Source organism: Flavobacterium macrobrachii (genome assembly GCF_014486675.1).
Classification (GTDB): Bacteria; Bacteroidota; Bacteroidia; order Flavobacteriales; family Flavobacteriaceae; genus Flavobacterium; species Flavobacterium macrobrachii.
The window spans coordinates 14648-40564 of sequence record NZ_JACTAC010000025.1 but is presented as its reverse complement, the minus strand read 5'-3'; the positions used below and the strand labels follow the sequence as shown (position 1 = coordinate 40564).

General features: G+C 30.6%; 19 protein-coding genes and 1 pseudogene. 16 read left to right on the top strand and 4 right to left on the bottom strand.

Features of this window, described 5'->3' with window-relative positions; all coding sequences use genetic code 11:
• Nucleotides 1-347 precede the first annotated feature (347 nt).
• The 10 genes from IAI56_RS07485 to ctlX all read left to right on the top strand — a co-directional run bounded on the left by IAI56_RS07485 (nucleotide 348) and on the right by ctlX (nucleotide 14462).
• Nucleotides 348-2768: a DUF7619 domain-containing protein gene (locus IAI56_RS07485; RefSeq protein WP_187657277.1), complete on the top strand. Its 2421-nt coding sequence runs from the start codon at nucleotides 348-350 to the stop codon at nucleotides 2766-2768.
• Nucleotides 2769-2949: 181 nt separating this feature from the next.
• Nucleotides 2950-4233, top strand: coding sequence for a citrate synthase (locus IAI56_RS07480; protein WP_187657276.1), 1284 nt, complete (start codon nucleotides 2950-2952; stop codon nucleotides 4231-4233).
• 344 nt (nucleotides 4234-4577) lie between these two features.
• Entirely contained in the window at nucleotides 4578-6818 is a 2241-nt protein-coding gene (locus IAI56_RS07475; RefSeq protein ID WP_187657275.1) for a beta strand repeat-containing protein, read from the top strand.
• A gap of 1 nt (nucleotide 6819) precedes the next feature.
• Nucleotides 6820-8781, top strand: coding sequence for a T9SS type A sorting domain-containing protein (locus IAI56_RS07470; protein WP_187657274.1), 1962 nt, complete (start codon nucleotides 6820-6822; stop codon nucleotides 8779-8781).
• Nucleotides 8782-8834: 53 nt separating this feature from the next.
• The gene (locus IAI56_RS07465) at nucleotides 8835-10490 is read left to right on the top strand and encodes a hypothetical protein (protein ID WP_187657273.1); all 1656 of its coding nucleotides are present in this window, start codon (nucleotides 8835-8837) and stop codon (nucleotides 10488-10490) included.
• On the top strand, nucleotides 10490-11563 hold the full coding sequence (locus tag IAI56_RS07460) for a GNAT family protein (RefSeq protein WP_187657272.1): 1074 nt from the start codon (nucleotides 10490-10492) through the stop codon (nucleotides 11561-11563). The genes IAI56_RS07465 and IAI56_RS07460 overlap by 1 nt, the downstream gene beginning before the upstream one ends.
• A complete protein-coding gene (locus tag IAI56_RS07455) occupies nucleotides 11560-12033 on the top strand; it encodes a hypothetical protein (protein ID WP_187657271.1) in 474 nt (157 codons plus the stop codon). The genes IAI56_RS07460 and IAI56_RS07455 overlap by 4 nt, the downstream gene beginning before the upstream one ends.
• A gap of 97 nt (nucleotides 12034-12130) precedes the next feature.
• Nucleotides 12131-13045 (top strand): dimethylarginine dimethylaminohydrolase family protein, encoded by a 915-nt coding sequence (locus tag IAI56_RS07450; RefSeq protein WP_187657270.1) that lies wholly within the window; start codon nucleotides 12131-12133, stop codon nucleotides 13043-13045.
• A gap of 53 nt (nucleotides 13046-13098) precedes the next feature.
• On the top strand, nucleotides 13099-13467 hold the full coding sequence (locus IAI56_RS07445; RefSeq protein ID WP_187657269.1) for a four helix bundle protein: 369 nt from the start codon (nucleotides 13099-13101) through the stop codon (nucleotides 13465-13467).
• 59 nt (nucleotides 13468-13526) lie between these two features.
• Nucleotides 13527-14462 (top strand): citrulline utilization hydrolase CtlX, encoded by a 936-nt coding sequence (ctlX, locus tag IAI56_RS07440; protein ID WP_133532714.1) that lies wholly within the window; start codon nucleotides 13527-13529, stop codon nucleotides 14460-14462.
• 100 nt (nucleotides 14463-14562) lie between these two features.
• On the opposite strand, the gene IAI56_RS07435 is transcribed toward ctlX, so the two are convergent.
• Genes IAI56_RS07435 through IAI56_RS07425 form a run of 3 tightly spaced genes read right to left on the bottom strand, consistent with a single transcriptional unit; the run spans nucleotide 14563 to nucleotide 17313 of the window.
• A complete protein-coding gene (locus IAI56_RS07435; protein ID WP_187657268.1) occupies nucleotides 14563-15186 on the bottom strand; it encodes a chromophore lyase CpcT/CpeT in 624 nt (207 codons plus the stop codon).
• 12 nt (nucleotides 15187-15198) lie between these two features.
• Complete coding sequence (locus IAI56_RS07430) at nucleotides 15199-16629, bottom strand: SDR family oxidoreductase (RefSeq protein ID WP_187657267.1); 1431 nt, start codon at nucleotides 16627-16629, stop codon at nucleotides 15199-15201.
• A gap of 48 nt (nucleotides 16630-16677) precedes the next feature.
• Complete coding sequence (locus tag IAI56_RS07425; protein ID WP_187657266.1) at nucleotides 16678-17313, bottom strand: MarC family NAAT transporter; 636 nt, start codon at nucleotides 17311-17313, stop codon at nucleotides 16678-16680.
• A gap of 87 nt (nucleotides 17314-17400) precedes the next feature.
• Between IAI56_RS07425 and IAI56_RS07420 the strand changes: the two are divergent.
• Nucleotides 17401-17765: pseudogene (locus IAI56_RS07420) on the top strand (CoA-binding protein).
• 193 nt (nucleotides 17766-17958) lie between these two features.
• Here the strand turns inward: IAI56_RS07420 and IAI56_RS07415 are convergent.
• Nucleotides 17959-19455, bottom strand: a complete 1497-nt coding sequence (locus tag IAI56_RS07415) for a sodium:solute symporter (RefSeq protein WP_187657265.1) — start codon at nucleotides 19453-19455, stop codon at nucleotides 17959-17961.
• Nucleotides 19456-19577: 122 nt separating this feature from the next.
• On the opposite strand from IAI56_RS07415, the gene recR reads away from it, so the two are divergent.
• The 5 genes from recR (at nucleotide 19578) to IAI56_RS07390 (ending at nucleotide 25914) form a co-directional block, all read left to right on the top strand.
• A complete protein-coding gene (gene recR, locus IAI56_RS07410) occupies nucleotides 19578-20195 on the top strand; it encodes a recombination mediator RecR (RefSeq protein WP_187657264.1) in 618 nt (205 codons plus the stop codon).
• 77 nt (nucleotides 20196-20272) lie between these two features.
• Nucleotides 20273-21064, top strand: coding sequence for a polysaccharide biosynthesis/export family protein (locus IAI56_RS07405; protein ID WP_187657263.1), 792 nt, complete (start codon nucleotides 20273-20275; stop codon nucleotides 21062-21064).
• Between the two features lie 10 nt (nucleotides 21065-21074).
• A complete protein-coding gene (locus IAI56_RS07400; RefSeq protein WP_187657262.1) occupies nucleotides 21075-23528 on the top strand; it encodes an exopolysaccharide transport family protein in 2454 nt (817 codons plus the stop codon).
• 8 nt (nucleotides 23529-23536) lie between these two features.
• Nucleotides 23537-24517 carry an SDR family oxidoreductase gene (locus tag IAI56_RS07395; RefSeq protein WP_187657261.1) on the top strand — a complete coding sequence of 327 codons (981 nt, stop codon included), beginning with the start codon at nucleotides 23537-23539 and terminating at the stop codon, nucleotides 24515-24517.
• A 5-nt stretch (nucleotides 24518-24522) separates the two neighbouring features.
• The gene (locus IAI56_RS07390) at nucleotides 24523-25914 is read left to right on the top strand and encodes a UDP-glucose 6-dehydrogenase (RefSeq protein ID WP_187657260.1); all 1392 of its coding nucleotides are present in this window, start codon (nucleotides 24523-24525) and stop codon (nucleotides 25912-25914) included.
• The last annotated feature ends 3 nt before the right edge of the window (nucleotides 25915-25917 follow it).

Here is a 25917-nt window from a genome sequence, read left to right as displayed (position 1 = left end):
CAAAATCCTATATCAAAAAAGATGGCGGATATGTGATTATGGCAGACAACAGTAATTTGCCAATTTCGCAACGAAAAAAAGACCGATTACAAGAAATTTTGAAAACAATGTAGATGATTAGTTCTCTTAAGAAGAGAACTAGTTTAGCAAAAAAGGAAACTAGTTTAGCTTAGAAGACAACTGGTTTAGATAAAAAGGAAACTAATTGAGTTCTGAAGAGAACTTGGAATAAAAAGAATAATAAAAAATGCAAATTCTAAATATAAACAACCGTTTACTCATTTACTATATTTCACTAAAAAGAAGGACTGTAAATTAGCTGAAAAATAAAACCAAAAACAAAGATTATGAAAAACTCACTTTACATTTTAATACTAATCACAGGTTTTGCCAACGCGCAGATTGTAGCCATTCCCGATGCGAATTTTAAGAATAAATTAGTGAATACACTTTGTATAGATACTGATGGTGATGGTTATGGCGATACCGATGTTGATTCGAATAATGATGGGGAAATACAAGTTAGCGAAGCCGAAGCGGTTTTAAATCTGAATATTTCATTTCCAAATTTCACTCCAATAGCTGAACAAATATCAGATTTAACAGGTATCAGTTCTTTCATTAATTTAGAATTATTTGATTGTACAAACAACAATCTTATTACGCTAGATTTAACTGGATTGACAAGTTTGAAAACAATAAATTGTTTAAATAATCATATTTCTACATTGAACATTATCGGATTAACCAATTTAGAATATATCTATTGTGATTACAACCAAATAAGTGTTTTAAATCTAACGGGTTTAACCAATCTTAAAAGTTTGAGTTGCTATAATAATCAGCTAAGTGCATTAAATTTAAATGGATTAACAAATCTTTTAGGACTTGAATGTGGAAAAAATCTTATAACTAGTTTGAATTTAAGTCCTACTCCAAATCTTGTTGTTTTGAGATGTAGTGATAATTTATTGAATACCTTAAATGTCAATTTTTTAACAAATCTAGCAGAGTTAGAATATGGTAATCCGGGATTAAACAGTGTTGCAATTAATAATTTAGTAAACTTGCGTGGTTTGTTTATAACTGGTGGTATTCAAAATTCTATAAACTTAAATCCATTAGTTTCACTACAATCATTACGATTAACGAATACTAATTTAATTCAAATTGACGCTTCCAATTTACCTTTTTTAAATCGTTTTTATGCGTATAATAATTATTCTTTAAATTATGTAAACATTAAAAACGGACGTGAATTTAATCCTGCAAATGGCGGCAATGGAGTGTATTTGCAAACTAATCCAAACTTAAATTTTATATGTGCTGATGAAAATAACATCGTTTATATTAATCAAGAGTTAGCAACACAAAATAACACAACAACTCAAGTCAACTCTTATTGCAACTTTACGCCAGGCGGAGATTACAACACTATAGTTGGACAAATTCAATTTGATGCAGATAATAACGGTTGTGATGCAAACGATTTTGGTTCTCAAAATGTTAGAGTAAATATTACTGACGGAACAGTTCAAGGCGCTGCATTTAGCAAAGTAAACGGTGGTTATACATTTTACTCCCAATCATTAAATCAAGAATTATCTGTCTCTACTGAAAACCCAAGTTGGTTTACTGTTTCACCAGTTTTGGCGTCTTTAAGTTTTCCTGATGTTAATAATAATGAAACAGTACAAAACTTTTGTATTACTCCAAACGGCATTCATCCAGATTTAGAAATTATCATTACTCCAACTGTTCCAGCGCGACCAGGATTTGATGCAATCTATAAAATTGTATATAAGAACAAAGGAAATCAAACTTTATCGCAACAATATGGCATCAACTTTTTCTACAATCAAAACCTTATGGAATATGTTTCAGCATCACTAGCACCAAGCCAAATGGTTGTTGGAGGAATTTCTTGGGATTATGCCAACCTACAACCGTTTGAAAGTAGAGAAATTGTATTCACACTAAACATCAATGCACCAACTGATACAAATCCAGTTAATAATGACGATGTTTTGGTGTTTACTACCTCAATTATGCCTCAAGCTGGCGACGAAAACACCTCTGATAATACCTTTGTTTTGAATCAAGTTGTTGTAGGTTCTTATGATCCAAACGATATTACATGTCTTGAAGGCGATGTCGTTTCACCAACCGAAATAGGTGAATATCTGCATTATAATATTCGTTTTGAAAACACAGGAACAGCTTCTGCTGAAAACATTGTAGTAAAAACCGAAATCAATCCTGATGAATTTGATATTAGCTCGTTACAATTATTAAATGCTTCTCATGGAGTTGATGCTAGAATTAGAGGAAACATAATTGAGTTTATCTTCCAAGAAATTTATCTAGAAACTGGTGGTCACGGAAATGTGTTACTAAAAGTAAAAACTAAACCAAGTTTACAAACAGGTGCTTTGGTAAAAAATAAAGCCAATATTTACTTTGACTACAATTTTCCAATAATAACTAATGACGCAGTGACAGTATTCCAAACGTTAAGCAATCCTGATTTTGAAATTGACAAAAGTGTAAAAATATATCCAAACCCAACAAACTCATTAGTCAATATTAGTGGCGATTTCAATATCAAATCGATACAATTATTTGATGTTCAAGGAAGATTATTACAAACAACTTTATTAAATGATACAAATGCAACTTTAGACTTAACCCCAAAAGCCAAAGGATTGTATTTTATCAAAGTGATTTCGGAAGCAGGAATTAAAGTTGAAAAGTTAATTAAGAAGTAAGTGGTGTATTAAAATTAGGAAAAGACGCAAGCAATTGTGTCTTTTTTATTTATATATCATTTTTGCAAATTTTATCAAATAATTAACGAAAACGTTGTCTTAAATCTTTTTTATTTCATTTTGAATTCCCTATTTTTGTTAAATTATTAATTTTAATAAGATTTAATTCCCATTTTATCTCATGTCAAAAACTGCTATATTAGAATTTGATGGCAAAAAATATGAATTTCCAGTAATTGTTGGAAGCGAAAATGAACCTGCTATCGACATTGAAAAATTACGCGCACTAACTGGTGCAATTACTCTTGATCCAGGTTATAAAAACTCAGGTTCATGTACAAGCGACATCACTTTTCTTGATGGTGAAGAAGGAATTCTTCGTTACAGAGGTTATGCTATCGAAGATTTAGCCGAAAAAGCTGGATTTTTAGAAACAGCCTACCTTGTTATTTTTGGAGAATTACCAACCAAAGCTCAATTAGAGCAATTTGAAAACGACATTCGTAAATACACTTTAGTAAACGAAGAAATGAAAAACATCATTGATGGTTTTCCAAAAACAGCGCATCCAATGGGTGTTTTATCTTCGTTGACTTCAGCTTTAACCGCTTTTAACCCAAAAGTAGTTAATGTTGAAAACGAAAAAGAAATGTATGAAGCTGTTTGTAAAACAATGGGGAAATTCCTTGTAATTGCAACTTGGACCTACCGAAAAATGATGGGCTATCCTTTAAATTATTATGATAATACAAAAGGATATGTTGAAAACTTCATGCACCTAATGTTTGAATTACCAACTGGACCATACAAAGCAAATCCTGTTGTAATTGACGCTTTAGACAAATTATTTATTCTTCATGCTGATCATGAGCAAAACTGTTCAACATCAACTGTTAGAATTGTAGGTTCATCACATGCAGGATTATTTGCATCCATTTCTGCCGGAGTTTCTGCACTTTGGGGACCATTGCATGGTGGTGCAAACCAAGCTGTTCTTGAAATGCTAGAAGCTATCCAAAAAGATGGTGGCGATGCTGCAAAATATATGGCAAAAGCCAAAGACAAAGACGATCCATTCCGTTTAATGGGATTTGGACACCGTGTTTACAAAAACTTTGACCCAAGAGCAAGAATTATCAAAAAAGCAGCCGACGAAGTTTTGGCAACTTTAGGTGTTAATGATCCAATCTTGAATATTGCAAAACAACTAGAAGAAGCAGCACTAGTTGATGATTACTTCGTATCTAGAAAATTATATCCAAATGTAGATTTCTATTCAGGGATTATTTACCGTGCATTAGGAATTCCTACGGATATGTTTACCGTTATGTTTGCTATTGGTCGTTTACCAGGTTGGATTGCACAATGGAAAGAAATGCGTGTAAACAAAGAACCAATTGGAAGACCAAGACAAGTTTATACAGGTTATCCTTTGAGAGAATTTAAATCTATTGATTTAAGATAAATTCAAAAAAATATTGATGTAAAAGACTCGTTGTTTTAGCAACGAGTTTTTTTTATTGTTTGTTTTTATTTTGTAAGAAAAATAAATTATCTATTTGTAAAAATATGTATTTAATCGAATAATTTTGCTTTTTGTGGTTTTTTTGTGCTTTTTAAGAATATATTTGAGATGTCAAAAAACAACAACTAATAATCAAATAATTTAATTAAACTTCAAAATGATTAAATTGTTTGATAGTATTTGCTTTTAGCTTACTGTTCAAAAAATCATTTTAGTTTATAAGATACTCTAATTAAGATATTTATCATGCTAAAATAGAATAATAACCCTCAAATTGAACAGTTATGAAGATAAAAAACTACTATTTGCTTACCGCTTTGATTTTTTTAGGAACGAATTTAGCTTCCTATTCTCAAACGATTAATACTTTTTTTGGTGGTAACTCCGGGACTAACAATACGGGAAATTATAATACTGGATTTGGAATAAATTCTCTATTAAATTACACAAGTCATAGTAATAATGCTTTTGGTTTTGAAACATTAATAAATTCTTCTGGAGGTTATAATTGTGCATTTGGGAATAATGCTCTTCAAAAAAATACAACTGGAAGTTTAAATAGCGCATATGGAACTCGTGCATTAGAGAATAATACAACAGGATCAAGAAATATTGCTATTGGTCATAGGTCTTTAGGTAGTAATATAGCTGGTATTGGGAATACTGCACTTGGTTATGGTGCGCTTACTACATCAACAGGAAATGATAATATTGCTATAGGTCAAATAACGCCAAGACATCTAGTAACTGGTAATTCTAACATTTTTATTGGAAATGAAACAGCAGTTAATTTATATAATGGAAATTATAATTTACTACTAGGAAATGTTAGATTGAATAATTCGGCAACAACAAATAAATTAGCAGGAAATAATCTTGAAAAAACTGTAATTATTGCTGATGGGCACGGAAATCAAAAGATGTTGATGAGTAGAGGTGGAAATATAGGAATCGGCTTGGGTAACAATATTATACCAAGAAATAGATTAGATATTGGTGGAGGTGTTGTAATTGGTAGAGGTTTTACACCTAGTTTTTCAGATTTTGATGGTTATCTTGCTCCAACAAATGGTTTATTAGTAGAAGGTAGAGTAGGTATTGGAAACTCTAGTCCAAAAAATAAAATAGAGATTACTCACGGAACAGATGGTTTTTCAGGTTTGAGATTTACAAATCTAACAAGTAATTCAGTACCAATTCAAACTCAATCAACAGATAAATTTTTAACTGTTAATCAATTTGGAGATGTCATTTTTCAAAAAGTAGCACCATCAAATGTTTCATCAAATCTTTTAACTTCGGCTGGAAATACAATGACAAGTAATGTAGCATCATTAATTTCTACAGCACCTATAGTTAATTCTATTTCAAATACAATTACACCTTTTAATCAGTTAATTACAACAATTAATGGAGTGTCTAGCGTACCTGTTAATTTGCCAGAATTTGATTTTTCTGAATTGGATGCTAGTACAACTAATGAATTACAAACCATTTCTATTTCTGGAAATACTATATCATTGTCAAATAATGGAGGTTCAATAACATTGCCAACATTAGTTGATACTGATCAACAATCATTGTCATTAATAGGTAATACATTATCAATTTCAAATGGTAATTCTGTTGTTCTTCCAACTTATGTTGATACAAATACCGATCAACAATCGTTGTCATTAACAGATAACACATTATCAATCTCTAATGGTAATTCAGTTGTTCTTCCAACTTTTGTTGATACAAACACTGATGAACAATCTTTGTCATTGACAGGTAACACATTGTCAATTTCAAATGGAAATTCAGTAATGCTTCCTATTTACACAGATACAGATGCTCAATCATTGACATTGAATGGAAATATACTTTCAATTTCTAATGGAAATTCCGTGACTATTCCAACTTTAAATTTTGCAAATGGAACAAATACAACAATTTCTGGGAATGGAACAGTTTCAAATCCTTTTCAAATAAATACAACAATAACAGATACAAGTATATATGCTAACAATGGTGTGATAAATCAAGCTACTACTGTAAATAATAATCGTATCGTTGATATGAATAATAGTAATATATGGTTCAATTCAGCAAATAGTACAACAAATGGAAATATATATATTGGAGATTCTGCTACTTATCCAACAAATACAGGCGATTATAAACTTTATGTTGAAGGTGGTATTTTAACTGAAAAAGTTAAAGTAGCTTTGAGAAGTACAGCTAATTGGGCTGATTACGTTTTTGCCGATAATTATGAATTAATGCCATTAAAAGATGTAGAAAAATTTATAAACTCAAATAAACATTTACCAGGAATTAAATCAGCAAAAGAATTAATGGAAGATGGTTTAGATGTAGCTCAAATGCAAGCTAAACATATGGAAAAAATTGAAGAGTTGACGTTGTATGTTATTGAGCAGGAAAAGAAAATAAATGAACAAAATCTAGTTATTCAAAAGTATAATTCAGAATTGGAATTGCTTAAAAAACAAGTAAATGCATTAATTGAAAAAACAAAGTAATATGAAGAAAATAGTAAAAACAGCATTGCTGATTATTGTTTTCCTAAATTCTAACTCAATTTTTGCTCAACTCCAAGAGTATATTGAAAATGAAAATAATAGAATTTTAAAAGCTCAGCAAACAGAAATTGAAATTGAACGGTTTATAAACAGTAATTTTAAAAATTATAAACTTGCAAAAGAAATTACCGAAGAGTTAAAAGAACATCTAAGGGAAGAAGAAGAGTTTTCAGATGAAGAATTTGAAATCGCATTGATAAATGCTAAAAGACATGAATTAAGGAAATTATTTTTCAAACAAAATCCTGATTATAAAGAGTATTATTCTGCTCAAGCGATGCCTCAGTCAATCGCACAAGATTGTGTCAATGGTGATTTTGAGTCAGGTGTTGCAGGTTATTCATTTTGGTCTGATAATTATGCACAACCAGCATCTGGAGAAGATTTTTTTCAATCCTGTTCCACAGTTACTGAACGAACTGCTTCTAACGTGATGACAGCATCAACCAATAACTTTGGTTCAAGAGTTAATTTAATTAATAGTGCTGCTTCAGGATATCAAGTGAACGATCCAGTTTTGGCAAGTTTTGGGGTTAATGTACCTACTTTAAACTCCAATGGCGGTATTAGATGTATAAAGTTGAACAATACTGGAGGATACGGTTCATCAGATTTAACTACGTTATCAAGAAATTTTACAACTATAAATCAGTCAACAATTGATTTTAATTTTTCTCTGATTATGGATAATAAACCTGAACATGGACAAGAAATTCAACCTTTTTTTAGAGCTAGAGTTTATGACCAATTTGATAATATTGTTGATGAAATATGTATAATTGCAAATCCTGATAACTGTCTTTTCAATATCATATATATAAATTCTGAAAGGAGAATGCTATATACAGGTTGGATTTGTGCTAGACTTAATGTTGAAAGTATTTTAAATCAACCAGGAAGAATTGAATTTACAATTAGCGATTGTCAACCTTCAAGACACTTTGGAACGGTTTATATAGATAATATTTGTGGTTTGACTTGTGCCGTTCCTCAATTGGGTGCTTTAAGTCTTGAACCAACAAATATTGTTTGTCCTGATTTGTCTGATGAAACTCCAATGAGTGTTTGCGGTACTTATCAATCGCCTGTTAATGCAACATTAAGCACTTTGGTTTTATATATTTTACAAAATGATGAAATTATTGGTACAATAAATTCTCCCACTCTGTTAACAGCAAATACATTTTGCTTTACAGTTTTGCCAAGTCAATTTGGAGTAGATCCATTTGGAGATTATGAATTTCAAGTTGATGCCACTTTTAATGTGGTTTGTCCTGCTGGTAATTTTGTATATGACATAACAGATTATTCTGCTAATGTTGGACCAGATGTAACTTTTGTCGATTGTTGTAAACCAACTTTAACTTTAACTTCTCCTGTAGATAATGTTAGTAATTTAGATGCTAATATCGAAACTCAAAAAGAGCGTTCTGATTGGATTAGAGCAACAAATATTGTAGAAGTTGGAAATAATGACTTTCAAGATGGAGTGATTTATCACTCGGGAAATTTTGTAGAGTTAAATCCAGGCTTTGAAGCAGTCTCTGGTTCACAGTTTGCAGCTTATATTGAAGGTTGTTCAAATAATTATGTTTACAGGTATCAAAATCCTAACAATACTAAACCAGAACCAAAAGAGGAAGAAATTAATTTGATTAGACTAGGTTCAGGATTTAAAATTGTACCTAATCCTTCAACGGGAATATTTGAAATAATTATGAAAGACAATACTTTTAAACATTATCAAATAACTACCATTGATGGTAAAATAGTTCAAGAAAGTTCAATTAATGTTACCGATAAACATCAGTTTGATGTTACAAGATTTGCAAACGGAATATACATTATCAATGTAGTTTCAGAGAATGGAGAAATCCAATCTCAAAAATTAATAAAGAAATAGGTTAAGTTTAAGTTAGGTTTTGGGGTGCAATTTGCTTGGAAAAGCTCTGTTATTTGACAGAGCTTTTTTTATATATTTGGAAAAAAAAGAAGATGATAACTTCTATTCGTTTGATAACTCTAGAAATCAACACACACACACACACATTAGAGAATAAAATTCTTAATGGTAAAAATGAAATAGTTTTAAATCAATTTTTAAGATTAGGAGAAAACCGTTTCGATTTAGAAATTGTTTTTGATATACCTTTTAAAAAAGTAAGAAATCACGATTTCAATTGGATTACTCCTTTTGTTGGATTTAAGGCATGTGAGTTTGCCCCTAAGATTTTACAATTAGAAAACGATTTTTTTGTTCAGGCAAATTGTAATATTGGCATTTGGGAAATTAAAGATTTAAAAACCTTATTATGGAGATTTAATCCAGAATATTCAACTCCATTAACTAACTTCAAAGGAAAGAGTAATGAAAAAAGTATAATATCTGCAACAGGATTAGATTTGTTAGATAAAACAATAGCCTTATTATTTTCTAAAGAAAATAGTATTGAATTTAGCCGTTCAAAAATCCCTTTTTCTGCAGTAGCTTGTTTTACTGATCATTGCGATTTTGATACTATAAATAATTTGAAGACTCAGCGTGAATTATTCAAAATGAGTAATATTAAAGTTACAAAAGGTTTTTTTTTAAACAACTATTCAAAAAGAGAAAATGCCTCCTATGAAGAAAATAAAGAAGAACTTGATTTTTGGAAAAATGATGGGCATGAATTAGCTTATCATTCTTTAAGTCAGTCAATTAAATCGGTTGAAAAAAGCATCGAAGACTTTAAACTTTTTAGTCCACCATTTAATAATACACCAGTTTGGATAGACCATGGTTATCAACCATATAATTTTTCGCTATATAAAGAAAATAACATTGATGAAATAGAGTATTGTAATACTTTAACACAAAAAAATATTTCAATACTTTGGAATTATATTGATAGTGGAAATGGAACTGAAGGTGTTATTAACCAAATGAATACTTCCGACTTTACTCTCAAAAGCTATTATAATGGAATTAAAAAATTACCTTTTAATCAAAGGATTTCTCTTTTGATTAAAAATATTATGTTCCATTATTATGCTGATGAAAAGAAGATAAGATTATATAAAAATTTAGCGAGCACATTTAAACGAATAATAAAGAAAAAATCATTCAAAGGAGTTTTTGTGTTTTTTAAAGATTCTTTTTCAGTATTAAAACCTCTAATTAGTGTCTTACTTAATTGGAATTATCATAAAAAAATTCCTTATAAATATGCCAAATATTCACCTATAGTGTTTAAACACAAAATAGGTCAAAAATACTTTTATGTGTTTCAAACGTTAGAAATTATAGATTTTAAGACTACACTTTCAAAAAAGAATATTCAAAAGCTAATAGATGAGAAAGGTGTTTTTATTGGACATACATATTTTTCAGCACCAATGAAATATCACACAGGTAGAGTATTTAGGGAAGAAGATAAAATTGATGATTTGGTTAAAGAAAATTTTTTAAATTTAGGTATTTCAATTAAAGAAAATAAAATTTGGAATCCACTGCTTTCAGAGTTTGTGAATTATGTTTCTGGATTTGAAAAAGTGGTTTTAGATGTTGATAATAATGGTAGAATAGTGGTTATTGAAACAGGTAATCTAATTTTTAGACAAATCGAATAATGGAAATAAAAATAATTTCTTCTAATGATGGTGAATGGTTAAAAAAATGGGATGATTTTGTTATCAATGAAAATATTTCTAGTCATTTAATGTTATCTGATTGGAATAAGTCCTTCAAAAGTTATGGATTTGATTTTGAGGTTGCTATTTTGCTTGATGATAATTCAATAATTGGTGGTTTTGCTGCGGTTATAGCCAAAGCTATTTTTTTTAAGTTTTATGTTGTTCCATTTGGCCCAATTGTATCAGGTGTTTCTATTTTGCATCTCAATAGCTTAATTGAAAATGTAAAAGAAAGAGCAAAAAAATGGGACTGTTGTTATTGTCATGTTTCATTACCTTTTTCAAAATCTAGTAATAAACATGTAATCAATTACTCAGAAAGGCTTGACTCTTTAAAAAATGCTTATGAAGGACATGAATTTAAATATGTTTATTCAGCTAACGGTTTAAATTGGAAATCAGTTTCTGAGTTTCAATCAGAAGAGGAATTATTAAATAGTTTTTCAACAGTAGTTCGACGTAATATTAGAAGTTCACTTAGAAAAGAATTAAAATTGGTTTTTGCAGAAAATGAAGAAGATATAAAAAAAGGATATGATTTATGTCTTCTGAACGCAAAACAAAATGGATATGTTTTAAGAGATTGGAATTCGTTTGGGAATACAATAGTTGAAATGGTTCAAAAAAACAAAGCAAAATTTTTACTTGCAATAAATAATGACACTATTAAAGGCGCAACATTGTTGGTAAAAGCAGGAAATCATTATACTTATATTTTAGGCGGTTCAGTAAAAGAGAAACCAGATATTCTTGTAGGTCATTTTTTGCAATATAATGGAAGTAAACTAGCTTGGTTAGAAAAATTAGATGGTTATAATATTTCACTTGGTGGTTCAACAAGTGTTGTAAAATTTAAAAATAGTTATGCTGATGAACAGATTTACTATGAAAACTCTAAATATTATTGGGTATTAAAACCATTATATTTCAAATTATACTTATTTTTAGAAAAAAATGTAAAAAAGAATAAAAGAACAATATCTAAAATCTTATCAATGTTCAGAAAATGATAAAAAAAATAATAAAATTGTTCAAAGTATCAAGCATTGATTTATTAGTTTATTCAATGAAAGATTTAACGAAATTTAATGCGGATATTCAAAAATATCCTCTACAGTTTCAAACAATTGATGAAAACAAGTCTCGTTTTTATATTAAAATTGACGATAAAGTAATTCATGAAAGTTTTACATATAGAAAATTATTTATCCAAAAATTAATTCGAACAAAAGGTCCAACAATAGGCGATTGTAGAACAATTGATTCATATAGAGGGAAATCAATTTATCCGTATGTAATTAATTACATTGCTAATCTAGAACTAAAAAACGGTGCAAAAGAAGTTTTTATAAATGTTTCACCTTCTAATATAAGTTCAATTAAAGGCATCGAGAAAGCAGGATTTAATATAGCTAGAACAATAAAAGCAAAAAGATTTTTGATGTTTTATTTTAGTGTTGAAATTGAAAAAAATAAATAAAATACTTATAAACAAAGCTTCTCTTAATCGGGAAGCTTTTTTATATTTGTAAAAATCCGTGTTAAAAAGTGATGCTTTTTTGCACAAAACTAATTTTATGCTACAATTAAATGTAAAAAACGAAACGTCTCGATTGCGCGCAGTGGTTTTAGGTTCAGCGCTTACTAATGGTCCAACACCAACTGCAGAAGAAGCTTATGATCCAAAATCTTTAGAACACATTCTCGCTGGAACATATCCAATAGAAGCTGATATGATAAACGAAATGGAAGCTTTTAATCAAGTATTTCAAAAATATGATGTAAAAGTTTTTCGACCAGAAATGATCGAAAATTACAACCAAATTTTTACTCGCGATATTGGTTTTGTTATCGATGATATTTTTATTAAAGCCAATATTTTGCCTGACAGAAATCGTGAATTAGAAGCTATTCAATATGTAATCGACCAAATAAATCCAGCCAAAGTCGTTCGTCCACCAGATGATGTTCATATCGAAGGCGGCGATGTTATGCTATGGAACGATTATATTTTCATCGGAACATACAAAGGTTCGGATTATAAAGATTATATCACGGCACGAACCAATATGCAAGGTGTTCAGTATATTAAGGATTTGTTTCCCAACAAAATTGTGAAAGAATTCGACTTGGTAAAATCAAAATTGGAAGCGCGAGATAATGCTTTGCATCTCGATTGTTGCTTTCAACCCGTTGGAAAAAACAAAGGTATAATCTATAAAAGTGGTTTCCGAGAAGAAGCCGATTATGTGTATTTAGTAAAACTTTTTGGAAAAGAAAATCTATTTCACATTACGCGAGACGAAATGTACCACATGAATTCTAATGTATTTTCTATTGATGAAAATGTAGTTGTTTCGGAGAGAAATTTCACCCGATTGAACAATTGGCTTCGCAAAAATGGATTTATAGTTGAGGAAATTCCCTATGCCGAAATTGCAAAACAAGAAGGATTACTTAGATGTTCAACTTTGCCGTTGATAAGAGATTAGAAAAGTTGTCAGTTGTCGGTTATCAGTTATAAACTATGTAGATAAGTTTTATTATGAGTAATTATCAAGATTTAGATATATATAAAATTAGTTTGGCATTGTTTTACGAGATTCATCCAGCATCATTACTTTTACCAAAGCATGAGTTGTATGAACTTGGAAGTCAAATCAGAAGATCATCCGATTCTGTTAATTCAAATATAGTTGAAGGCTATGGAAGAAATCGCTACAAAGCAGATTTTATTAGGTTTTTGGTTTTTTCTCACTCCAGTTGTTTAGAAACTAAAGGGCATTTAATAAAAATTGATCATTTATATAAAGGATTGATACCAAATATTGATAGATTTATCACTGACTATGATAATTTAGGCGCAAAGATTTTCAACTTCATAAAATATGTAGAACAAAACTGGAAAACATAAATTACTATTTAACAATTAACAACCGTCAACTGACAACCGACAACAAAAAAAACAGAAAAATGAACCAAACAACAAACTCAATTCTAATGATTCGTCCAGTAGCGTTTCGAATGAACGAACAAACTGCTGTAAACAATTATTACCAAAAAGTTCTCGACGGATTATCGCCTGAAACTGTAAATGCAAAAGCCCAACAAGAGTTTGATGTTTTTGTTGCCAAATTAAGAAAAGTTGGCGTGAATGTTATTGTCGTTGACGATACGCTTGAACCCAACACGCCAGACAGTATTTTTCCAAACAATTGGATATCATTTCACGAAAGTGGTGATGTAGCTTTATATCCAATGTTTGCTGAAAATCGTCGCGCCGAAAGAAGAGAAGATATTCTTGATATTCTTGAAGACGAAGGTTTTGTCATCAATGAAATCATGGATTACACTCTCGCAGAAGAAGACAACGTTTTTCTTGAAGGAACAGGTAGTTTGCTTCTTGACCGCGAAAACGGAAAAGCCTATTGCGCACTTTCACCACGTGCCGACGAAGAACTGATGATAGAATTTTGCGAAGATTTTGAATTTACACCCGTAATTTTCGAAGCTTTTCAAACGGTAAACGGCGAGCGAAAACTGATTTATCATACTAACGTAATGATGTGTCTCGGCGATACATTTGCTGTCATTTGTGCTGATTGTATTGATGACAAAAAAGAACGCAAAATGGTACTTGATAGTCTTCGTGGCGATGATAAAGAAGTAATTTTAATTACCGAAGATCAAGTCAATAACTTTGCGGGAAACATGCTTGAAGTAAAAGGAAAAGACGATAAAAGATTTTTAGTAATGAGTGAATCGGCTTATAAAAGTTTAACCAAAAAACAAATCGCTCAGCTCGAAGCGCATGTTGAAATTATTCATTCCAGTTTAGATACCATCGAAGCTTGTGGCGGCGGAAGCGCACGTTGCATGATGGCAGAAATTTTTCTTCCAACGGAGTAAGTTATTATTATTTAATAAATCAAAGAAAATAAAAATCCCAAATTCTAATTATGCTATTGGAATTTGGGATTTCATTTTTTGAACTCTTTTGAGTTTAAGATTATTTAATTTTAACAAATTTATATCCACCTTTTTCAGCACCCCAAACTTGCTTTCCGTCTTTATCAAAACCTTGATCCCAGGAAACAATTCCGTCCTTAGTAACAGTAACAATTGAATTGGCAAAACTAGCACCACGAAGTTCGCTTGGGCAAGTTTTATCTCCAGTTGAACCACTAAATTTATTTTTCTCAACTCTTTTTAAAACTACTTCACAACCTTGTTTTAGCTCAATGTCTGTCTCTGATAATTGGTTATATACTTCTGGATTTGTCCATTTTCCAATCCAATCTTTTTCATTTTTAAGGGTATAAATTTCACTTACAAATTCATCACCTCTTTGACTGACTTTATAAACTCTTACTCTATATGGTTTGTCTTGTTTGTCAAACATGGCTTGTTCTACAAAAAGATAATTTCCTTTTTCTTTCCAAATAGGTGTCATTCTTAAAGAAATGTTATAATATGATTTATCTTCAATGGAATGTGCTTCGGATGAATAATGTCCTTGCATGATTGAAACTAGTTCTTTCAAATTTTCATCAGTTTCTTTTTCTTTGTATGCTGCCGATTTACAGGATGAAAATAAAATTGAATAGAATAGTAAACATAAAAAAGGCTTCATTTGGATTTTGTTTTAGGATTTATATTTGATGATATTGTCAATCATACCACCAAAGATAAAAAAATGAAATGGAACTAAGGAATACCAATACAATCTTCCCCAAATTCCTCTTGGTCTAAAGGTAGCAATCTGATGTAGTACATTATCGTCATCAATTCTAAATTCAAGCCAAGCTTCACCCGGAAGTTTCATTTCGGCATAAAGTAATAATCTTTTTTCCTCCTTGTTAGCAAGTAAAACACGCCAAAAATCGAGCGAATCTCCATTATCTAAGTGAATTGGATTTGTTCTACCTCGCCGCAAACCAACTCCTCCAAAAATTTTATCAATAAATCCACGTAGTTTCCACATCCAATTTCCATAATACCATCCACGAGAACCGCCAATAGACCAAATGTTCAAAAGTGTATTTTCAACATTTTCAATTTTTCTCATCTGATGGTCTTTCAAACAGCCATATTTTGGAATTTGGATAAATTCCGAAAAATTTGGAGCAAATTGACTACTACTTATGCTGTCTTTCCAACTAGAAATTACTAAGTTTTGCTCAATTTTTATAAAAGCAAGTTTGATAGCATCAACATAAGTGATTGGTTTTATATTTAATATTTTTTGTAATCGATTATCACTACAAACCACTTCCATCTTCATACTATTAACTAAATAGATAGCAAGTTTATATGAGGTTGAGGTAACAAAATATAACCAATAAGACGACAGTTTTGGTGTCATCATTGGTATTGTTACAATCATTAATTTAATACCTCGAGTTTTTGCATAAAGTTGCATCATTTCTTTGTAAGTTATGATATTTGGTCCGCCAATATCAAACGATTGATTGTAGCATTCTTTTTTAGAAATGACACCCAACAAATAGTTGATTACATCGCGAATAGCAATCGGTTGACATTTTGTTAAAACCCATTTTGGCGTAATCATTACAGGAAGTTTTTCGCATAAATCCCTAATAATTTCAAAGGATGAACTTCCTGAACCTACAATTATTCCAGCACGTAAAACAGTAGTGTTAAAGTTACCTTGATATAAAATGGTTTCAACATCCTTTCGAGATTGTAAATGTTTTGAGAGTATGTCTTCGTTTACAATTCCACTTAAATAGATAACTTGCTTAATACCAATTGCGTTCGCATATTCATTAAAATTTTTAGCTGCCTTGGATTCTAAAGTATCAAAATCGGTAGTGGAAGAAGACATCGAGTGTATCAAATAATAAGCAACATCAATATCTTTTGGAATTTTTTCCATTGAAGGAGTTGTCAAAAAATCTACTTCCCAAATTTCAATTAAATCCAAAGTAGATTTATCTAATCCTAATCGGTTTCTATCGCGAACACTACAAACCACTTTGTGTCCAGCCGTCAAAAGTTCGGGCAACAATCGTCTGCCAACATAGCCATTAGCACCAGTAAGTAGAATTTTCATAAATACTATTTTGAAATAAAGATAGTACTTATAAACATTCAACAGTAGTTAAATTCCTCTGATGATACTTAAAATAGCACTTATAATATACTGAATTCCAATAGCAACGGTTAAAAACCCTACAATTCTAGAAATAGCAACAATTCCCGAAGCTCCAAGATATTTTGCCAAATAATGAGCACTTCTTAAAATAAGGAATATCAAAAGTGAAACAATCAGTATGGATAGTGAAGAAGCTAAAATATCCGTAGTGGAATTATGATCTTGATTAAAAGCAATCAATAACGAAATCGAACCTGGACCAGCCAACATCGGCATTGCAAGTGGCGTTAACGCAATCGAATTTCGGTTCAACGAATCTTCTTCCACTTTTTTGCTAATTCCTTTTCGTTTTTTCGGATTAGCGTTGAGCAAACCAAAACCAGAACTTGCAATCAAAATTCCTCCAGCAATTCTAAGTGCCGAAATCGTAATGCCAAAAAATTTCAAAACATATTCACCAATAAAAAACGATATCAATAAAATAATACAAACATTTATTGCCGTCATCAGCGAAACTCGTGAACGTTCCGTTTTACTATAATCTTGTGTCAAACCCACAAAAATAGGAATAGCACCAATTGGATTTAGTACCGAAAACAAAGCACCAAGAAGAACAAAAAATGTGTTTAAAAAGACATCCATTTTTTCTAAAATTTTTATTCACTGCAAAGATAAACAAAGAATAAGAGGCAACGTTAAATAAAAAATAATATTCACTAATTTTGCAACATGAAAAACAAGAAAACACTCGTTCTCGGAGCTACAACAAAACCTGAAAGATACGCTTTCAAAGCCATCACAATGCTAACCGAAAAAGGACATTCCGTTTTGGCAATCGGTCAAAATGCAGGCGAAGTTGCTGGAATAAAAATCTACACAAAACAAATTCCACTAAAAATATCGATACCATAACCTTGTATTTAAACCCAGTTCGTCAGCGCGAATACTACAACTACATCATCGAAACCAAACCCAAAAGAGTACTTTTCAATCCCGGAACCGAAAATCCAGAGTTTTACCAACTTCTGCAAAGCAATGGTATCAAAGTAGAAATCGCTTGCACGTTAGTTTTACTTGCAACCAATCAATATTAGGAGCGAATCGTTCGGGCATTTTATAAACCATTTTCCCGCTTTTCGTTACAATCTTTATAAACTCTCATAGAGTTTATAAAGGATTTCCACTTCAATCGGGGCTAAAAAGTTATCCATTTGAACTTTTGTATACAAACCTGACAGGTTTTCAAAACCTGTCAGGTTTAAATACGAAAAACTTCGTGGTTAAATTTTAAAATCTAGTTTCAGAAGTAGCTGGTTTACTAATCAACAACAAACCAATAAACGTAATCAAACCATTGATGATAATTAATTCGTTATCAATAACATAATTCCCAAAAAGCACTGCCGAATTTTTTGCCAAGAAAAAACAAACCAATGGCGAAATAATGCAAATAAACGGAACAAATTTATCGTGAACTGTTTTCGATTTCATAAACAAACCAAAAGCATACAATCCCAATAACGGACCATAAGTATAGCTTGCTACTTTAAAAATCATCGTCACAACCGATTGGTCATTCAAAGAATTAAAAACGATAATCACCAAAAACATCAATAGCGAAAAACCTAAATGAACCAAATGTCGGTTTTTTACATTTTTAGGATTTGATGCGTTTTCAGTTTTGTCCATGTTTAGAAAATCCACACAAAACGAAGTAGTTAAAGCCGTCAAAGCACTATCTGTTGTAGCAAAAGTGGCAGCCGTTAATCCTAATAAAAATATAATAGCAGGGAAAATTGCCAAATGATTAAACGCAATTTCTGGGAAAAGATAATCCGTTCGTGCAACACCATTTACCATCGGAATTTCAATATTGTTTTTAGTCGCAAAAAGATAAAGCAATGCACCAACACTAAGAAAAAAGATGTTGATAACCACAAAAATTCCAGTAAAAGTGAACATGTTTTTTTGAGCTTCGCCAATGTTCTTACAGCTTAAATTCTTTTGCATCAAGTCTTGGTCAAGTCCAACCATAGCGATAGTAACAAAAATTCCTCCAAGGATTTGTTTCAAAACAAAATTCCCTTTTAGATAATCTTCATAAAAGAAAATTTTGGAATAATTGCTGTTTTTTACCGCTTCAAAAGCTTCAATTGCCGATAAATCTAGACTTTGGCAAATGAAAATTATCGTCAAAAACACCGAAGAAACTAAGAAAAAAGTTTGTAAAGTATCCGTAATAATAATCGTTTTTAATCCGCCGCGATACGTATATGCAAAAATTAATCCGAGCGAAATTAAAACCGTTACTGCAAACGGAACATTAAAGAAATCAAACACATAACGTTGCAAAACAATCACCACCAAATACAATCGAAAAGCCGAGCCAATTGTTCTACTAATCAAGAAAATAGAAGCTGCTGTTTTGTAGCTAACTATACCAAGTCGTTGTTCGATATAACCATAAATGGAAGTCAAATTCATCCGATAATACAACGGAAGTAGTACTTTGGCAATTATCAAAAATCCAATAGCATTTCCTAAAACAAATTGAAAATAACTAAACTGACTTTCAGGTGAACCAACATTTCCTGGAACCGAAATAAAAGTAACTCCAGACAGAGCTGTTCCAATCATTCCAAAAGCAACTAAATACCATTTTGAATTTTTATTGGCTTTGAAAAAAGTATCATTATCCGAACTTTTCTTTGAAACTAAATTTGAAATTAGAATTAAAACTCCAAAATAAATGATGATGATGACTAAAATAGTTCCTGCTGACATGTGTGATTTTTTGTTGTGCTAAAATAGAAATAAAACAGAATATAGAAGAAAGAAAATAGAGAATAGATAACTCTGCATTCTTTGTTCTATTTTCTTTTCTCTTTTTACACTATTTTTGTCAAATGGAATTTTCTTCGAAATTGTTAGAAAAAGCAGTCAACGAAATGGCGCAATTACCTGGAATTGGTAAAAGAACAGCACTTCGTCTAGTTTTACATTTATTAAAACAACCTGTGGAACAAACTCAGTTTTTGTCGCAAGCATTGACAACGATGCGAGAAGAGATTAAGTTTTGTAAATCCTGTCACAATATTTCCGACGTTGAGGTTTGTGAAATTTGTAATAATTCGGCTCGAAACCATAAAATTATTTGTGTGGTTGAAGATGTTCGTGATGTTATGGCGATTGAAAATACGAATCAATTCAAAGGAATTTATCATGTTTTGGGAGGGAAAATTTCTCCAATTGATGGCGTTGGTCCAAGTCAGTTAAATATCCATTCACTAGTGGGAAAAGTAAAATCGGGACAAATTGAAGAGTTAATTTTTGCATTAAGTTCCACAATGGAAGGTGATACAACCAATTTTTATATCTACAAACAAATAAAAGATTTAGAAATAAAGACTTCAACAATAGCTCGCGGAATAGCCGTTGGCGACGAATTAGAATATGCTGATGAGGTTACTTTGGGAAGAAGTATTTTGCATAGAGTTCCTTTTGAAAATTCTTTAAACCGATGATTGTTGAATAATAGTTTTTTACATTTTTGTAATTAGAATTGAAAAGCTATATTTGTTGACAATTTTTATTGAAACAAATGGATAAATTTAAAATATTTTTCACTCTTTTTTTTGGAATTCTATTAACCTCTTGCATACCAACAAAAGATTTGATTTACCTTCAAGAAAATGACAAAAAAAGTGATTTTGATCAGACAGTAGAAACGGTTAATCAAAAACCATATAGACTTCAAGTTAATGATATTTTGAATATTAATATTAAGGCTTTAGATACTAAACTTGTTGAAATATTTAACGCTAATACACAAACAACAGGTGCTATTAATGAACAAGGTGTTTATTTTAATGGTTATCATGTTGATGATCATGGTAATGTAAGAATTCCTGTTTTAAATGAAGTAAATGTTTTAGGAAGAACTTTAGAAGAGGTTAGAATTGCTATTGAAAAGCGATTGCTTGATGAGTATTTTACAAGCGATGCAGGTATTTTTGTAGTAGTTAAACTGGCAGGTTTTAGATATGTTGTTAATGGTGAAGTTGAGTCGACAGGAACAAAAATTATGTATCAAGATAGGGTTAACATTCTTGAAGCTATAGCTAATTCAGGAGATATTACAGTTACTGGAGATAGAAAAGATGTGATTGTTATGAGAAGATTTCCACATGGAACAGAAACCTTTCATATCGATTTGACAGATGCAAATTCAATGAAATCTCCTGTTTTTAATCTTCAGCCAAATGATTATATTTATGTAAAACCTTTGAAGCAAAAAACTTGGGGAACCGGAAAAACAGGCTTAGAATCTTTGACTACAGTTATTACAATTTTGTCATTAGCAACAACAACATTTTTATTACTAAGAAACTAGATCATATCCAATGTTAGATGTAAAAGATTTTTCTTTTTTAGAAAGCAAGAATAGTTTTGATTTTAAAGGTTTTTTAATCAAAATTTTAAGCTATTGGAAGTGGTTTATAGTTTCATTAATTATAACGTTCTCAATAGCGCATCAAGTCAATATTAGAAAACAAAAAATTTATGGTATTGATACTACAATAGCTATAAAAGAAGAAAATAATCAACTTTTTACATCCAATACTAGTTTAATTTTTAATTGGGGTGGAACTTCAGATAAAGTACAAAGTATTTCAACGATATTAAAATCTAGGTCGCACAATGAATTTGTTGTTAATGAATTAAATTATTTTATAGACTATTTTGTTAAAACAGATTATTATTTTCAAGATGTATTTGGACAAGTACCATTTAAAATTATACCAAATAAAGCTGAAAATCAACTTTATCAAACTTTTATTAAAGTCAAATTTTTAGATGAGAAAACTTATCAAGTTAGCATTCCTTTTGAGACAACTTCAGTAAATGTTATTAATTATTCAAATAATACTGTTCAACCATTACAAGTAAAAGCAACAAATTTTACCAAAAACTACCGAGTTGGTGAAATAGTATCATTGCCTTTTTTAAATTGGAAACTTGAATTAGATCCAAATGTTTCATTCAAAAAAGGAGAAGAAGTTCTTGTAAGATTTAATTCTTTCGATGAAACTGTTAGTCGTTTAAAATCAATAAGTGTAGAAATTGATGAAAAAGCAACTTCCATATTGAAATTGAGAATGGAAGGAACAAATAAAAATAGATTAGTAGATTACTTAAATACTACCATTAAAGTTTTAATTGACAAACAGCTTGATAGTAAAAATAAATTTGCCGAAAATACCATAGCATTTATTGATCAAACACTATTTGCCATGGAAGATTCGTTAAATGTTTCCGGAAATAGATTGAAAAATTTCAGTAAAAATAACAATGTACTAGATATTCAAGACAAAGGAGCGAATTTTAAAAATCAATTACTAATACTAGATGTTGAAAAAGATGAAATAGATAGAAAATTATCCTATCTAAACTCTTTAAAAGAATACTTAAACAAAAGTGTTGATTATTCCAAACTACCAGCGCCAACAGTCGTTGGAATAGCTGAGCCAAACATTGTTCAAAATGTAGCAAAAATAATAGATTTATCAGTAAGAAGATCGGATTTAAAACTTTCAGTCAAAGGCGATTTGTTTTATAAAGATATTGATAATCAAATAGGTTCATTGAAAAAAGTTTTACTAGAGAATATAAGTTCTTTAAGAAATACTTTGCAATACGATAATATCAAAGTAACTGATAAACTAAATAGATTAGAAAGTGAAATTACGGTTCTTCCTGAAAAAGAATTAGAATACTTAAACATTTCTAGAAAATACAACTTAAGTGATAACGTTTATAATACTTTTTTACAAAAGCGAATTGAGGCATCAATTATTAAAGAAGCAAACTTATCAGATATACAATTTATTGATCCAGCAAAAGATATTGGAGGCGGATTAATTGGTCCAAGAACAGAAGTAAATTATGTCACAGCTTTTTTTGTAGGACTATTTATACCTTTGATAATTATTTTTATAATTTTCTTCATAAAAAATTCTATTCAAAATATTGATGATATTTCAGTCATTACCCAAATTCCAATTATAGGAATAGTTGGTATTAAGCATTCGGAAAGTAATTTATCAGTTTTTGAAAGGCCGAAGTCGGCTTTATCTGAGTCCTTTAGAGCAATTCGTTCTTCATTACAATTCTTGTACAAAAAGAAAAGTTTATCAGGTTCAAAAACATTGATGCTAACATCTTCAATCAGTGGTGAAGGAAAAACATTTTGTTCTATAAATATTGCAACAGTTTTTGCGTTGAGTGAAAAGAGAACTATTATTTTAGGTCTTGACTTAAGAAAACCTAAGATTTTTGATGATTTTAATGTGAAAAATGATGTTGGTGCAGTGAATTTTTTAATAGGTCAAAAAAAATTAGACGAAGTAATTCAAAAAACCCATATTCCTTATCTTGATGTAATAACCTCTGGACCAATTCCACCTAATCCTTCCGAATTAATTCTTGGTGAGTCCATGAAAGAGATGATGACCGAGTTAAAGAAAAATTACGATTACATTATTCTTGATACTCCGCCAGTTGGACTTGTTTCAGATGCCCTTGAGTTATCACAATATAGTGATGTAACCTTGTATGTGGTTAGACAAAATTTCACAAAAAAGGAAATGTTGACACTATTAAATAATAGGACTAAACGAGGAGAACTTGATAATATTAGTATAATCTTTAATGGTTATGAAAATAAAGCTAAGTACGGTACAGGTTATGGCTATGGTTACGGCTACGGATATGGCTATGGTTATTCTAATGGATATCATGAAGAAGAAGCACCAAGAGGTTTTATCGCTAGACTAAAAAAGATACTATTTAAATAATAAAGTTGATGAGTAATAATAATCAGTCAATATTGATTACTGGTGGAGCAGGTTTTATAGGCTCAAATCTATGTGAATATTTTTTGTCAAAAGGATATAAAGTTACTTGTCTTGATAATTTTTCAACAGGACATAAATATAATATCGAACCTTTTCTTCAAGACCAAAATTTTAAGTTTATTGAAGGCGATATAAGAAATTTAGATACCTGCAAAGAGGCTTTGTCAGGTATCGATTATGTTCTACACCAAGCAGCATTAGGCTCAGTACCTCGTTCAATTAAAGATCCAATTACTACAAATGAAGTTAATGTTTCTGGCTTTTTGAATATCTTATCAGCATCAAAGGATGAAGGAGTAAAAAGGGTTGTTTATGCAGCAAGCTCTTCAACATATGGAGATTCTGAGAGCTTACCCAAAATTGAAGAAACTATTGGAAAACCTCTTTCACCATATGCTATTACTAAATACGTAAACGAATTATATGCTGAAATTTTTAGCAAAACTTATGGTATAGAAACTATTGGTTTACGTTATTTTAACGTTTTTGGTAGAAGACAAGATCCAAATGGTGCCTATGCAGCTGTTATTCCAAAGTTTGTAATGCAATTGATGAACAATCAAAGCCCAATCATAAACGGTGATGGAAACTTTTCAAGAGATTTTACCTATATCGATAATGTAATTCAGATGAATGAACTAGCAATGTTATCTGACAATCCATTAGCTGTAAACACCGTTTTTAACACTGCATTTGGTGACAGAACAACATTAAATGATTTAGTAAATTATTTAAAAATTTACCTGTCAGAATATAATTCAGATATAAAAAATATTGAAATCATACATGGTCCAAATAGAGCAGGAGATATTCCTCACTCATTGGCAAGTATAGAAAAAGCAAAAGAATTATTAGGTTATAATCCTAAATATTCATTTCAAAATGGTTTGAAAGAAGCTGTTAAATGGTATTGGGAGAATTTAAAATAAAAAGAATGAAAATTACAAAAATTTGCTGTATCGGCGCAGGATATGTTGGAGGACCAACCATGGCAGTTATTGCTGAAAAATGTCCGCATATAAAAGTAACCGTTGTTGATTTAAATGAAAAAAGAATAGCAGCTTGGAACGATGTAAATGTTGATAATATACCAGTTTATGAGCCAGGATTAGGCGAAATTGTGGGTAAAGCTAGAGGGAAAAATTTATTCTTTTCTACCGAAGTTGACAAAGCCATTGACGAAGCTGAATTAATATTTATTTCAGTAAATACGCCAACAAAAACCTATGGAACTGGAAAAGGAATGGCAGCCGATTTAAAGTATATCGAACTTTGTGCTAGACAAATTGCTCGCGTTTCCAAAACAGATAAAATAATTGTTGAAAAATCTACTTTACCAGTTAGAACTGCAGAAGCCATCAAAAGTATTTTAGACAATACAGGAAATGGTGTTCAATTTCAAATTTTATCCAATCCAGAGTTTTTGGCAGAAGGAACAGCTGTAGAAGATTTGTTAAGTCCAGACCGAGTTTTAATTGGTGGCGAAACCTCTCCAGAAGGTCAAAAAGCCATTGAAGCTTTGGTAGATGTTTATGCTAATTGGGTTCCAAGAGAACGAATTTTAAAAACCAATGTTTGGTCATCAGAATTATCAAAACTAACAGCAAATGCCTTCTTAGCTCAACGTGTTTCTTCCATTAATGCAATTTCTGAATTGTGTGAAAAAACAGAAGCAGATGTGAATGAAGTTGCCAAAGCTATTGGAATGGATAGCCGAATTGGTTCTAAATTCCTTAAAGCATCAGTTGGTTTTGGTGGTTCATGTTTTCAAAAAGATATATTGAATTTGGTTTATATTTCAAAAGCATTTGGTCTTAACGAAGTTGCCGATTATTGGGAACAAGTAATCATCATGAATGACCATCAAAAAAGACGTTTTTCTAGGAATATTGTACAGACGTTGTATAATACTGTTTCTGGAAAAAAAATAACATTTTTAGGATGGGCTTTTAAAAAAGATACCAACGATACAAGAGAATCAGCTGCAATTTATGTAGCCGATGATTTGATTAATGAACAAGCAAATATAGGATTATTTGATCCAAAAGTTCCTTTCCAACAAGTATTGAGTGATTTGGATTACCTTGAAACTCGTTCCTCCGAAGAAAATCAAAAATACATCAACTCATTTGAAAATCCTTATGAAGCATGTAAAGATGCTCATGCTGTAGCTATTTTAACGGAATGGGATGAATTTAAAGACTACGATTGGCAAAAAATTTATGATAACATGCTAAAACCAGCCTTTATTTTTGACGGTAGAAATATACTAGATGCTGCTAAAATGAAAGAAATAGGATTTGTATATCAGGCAATCGGTTCTTAATAA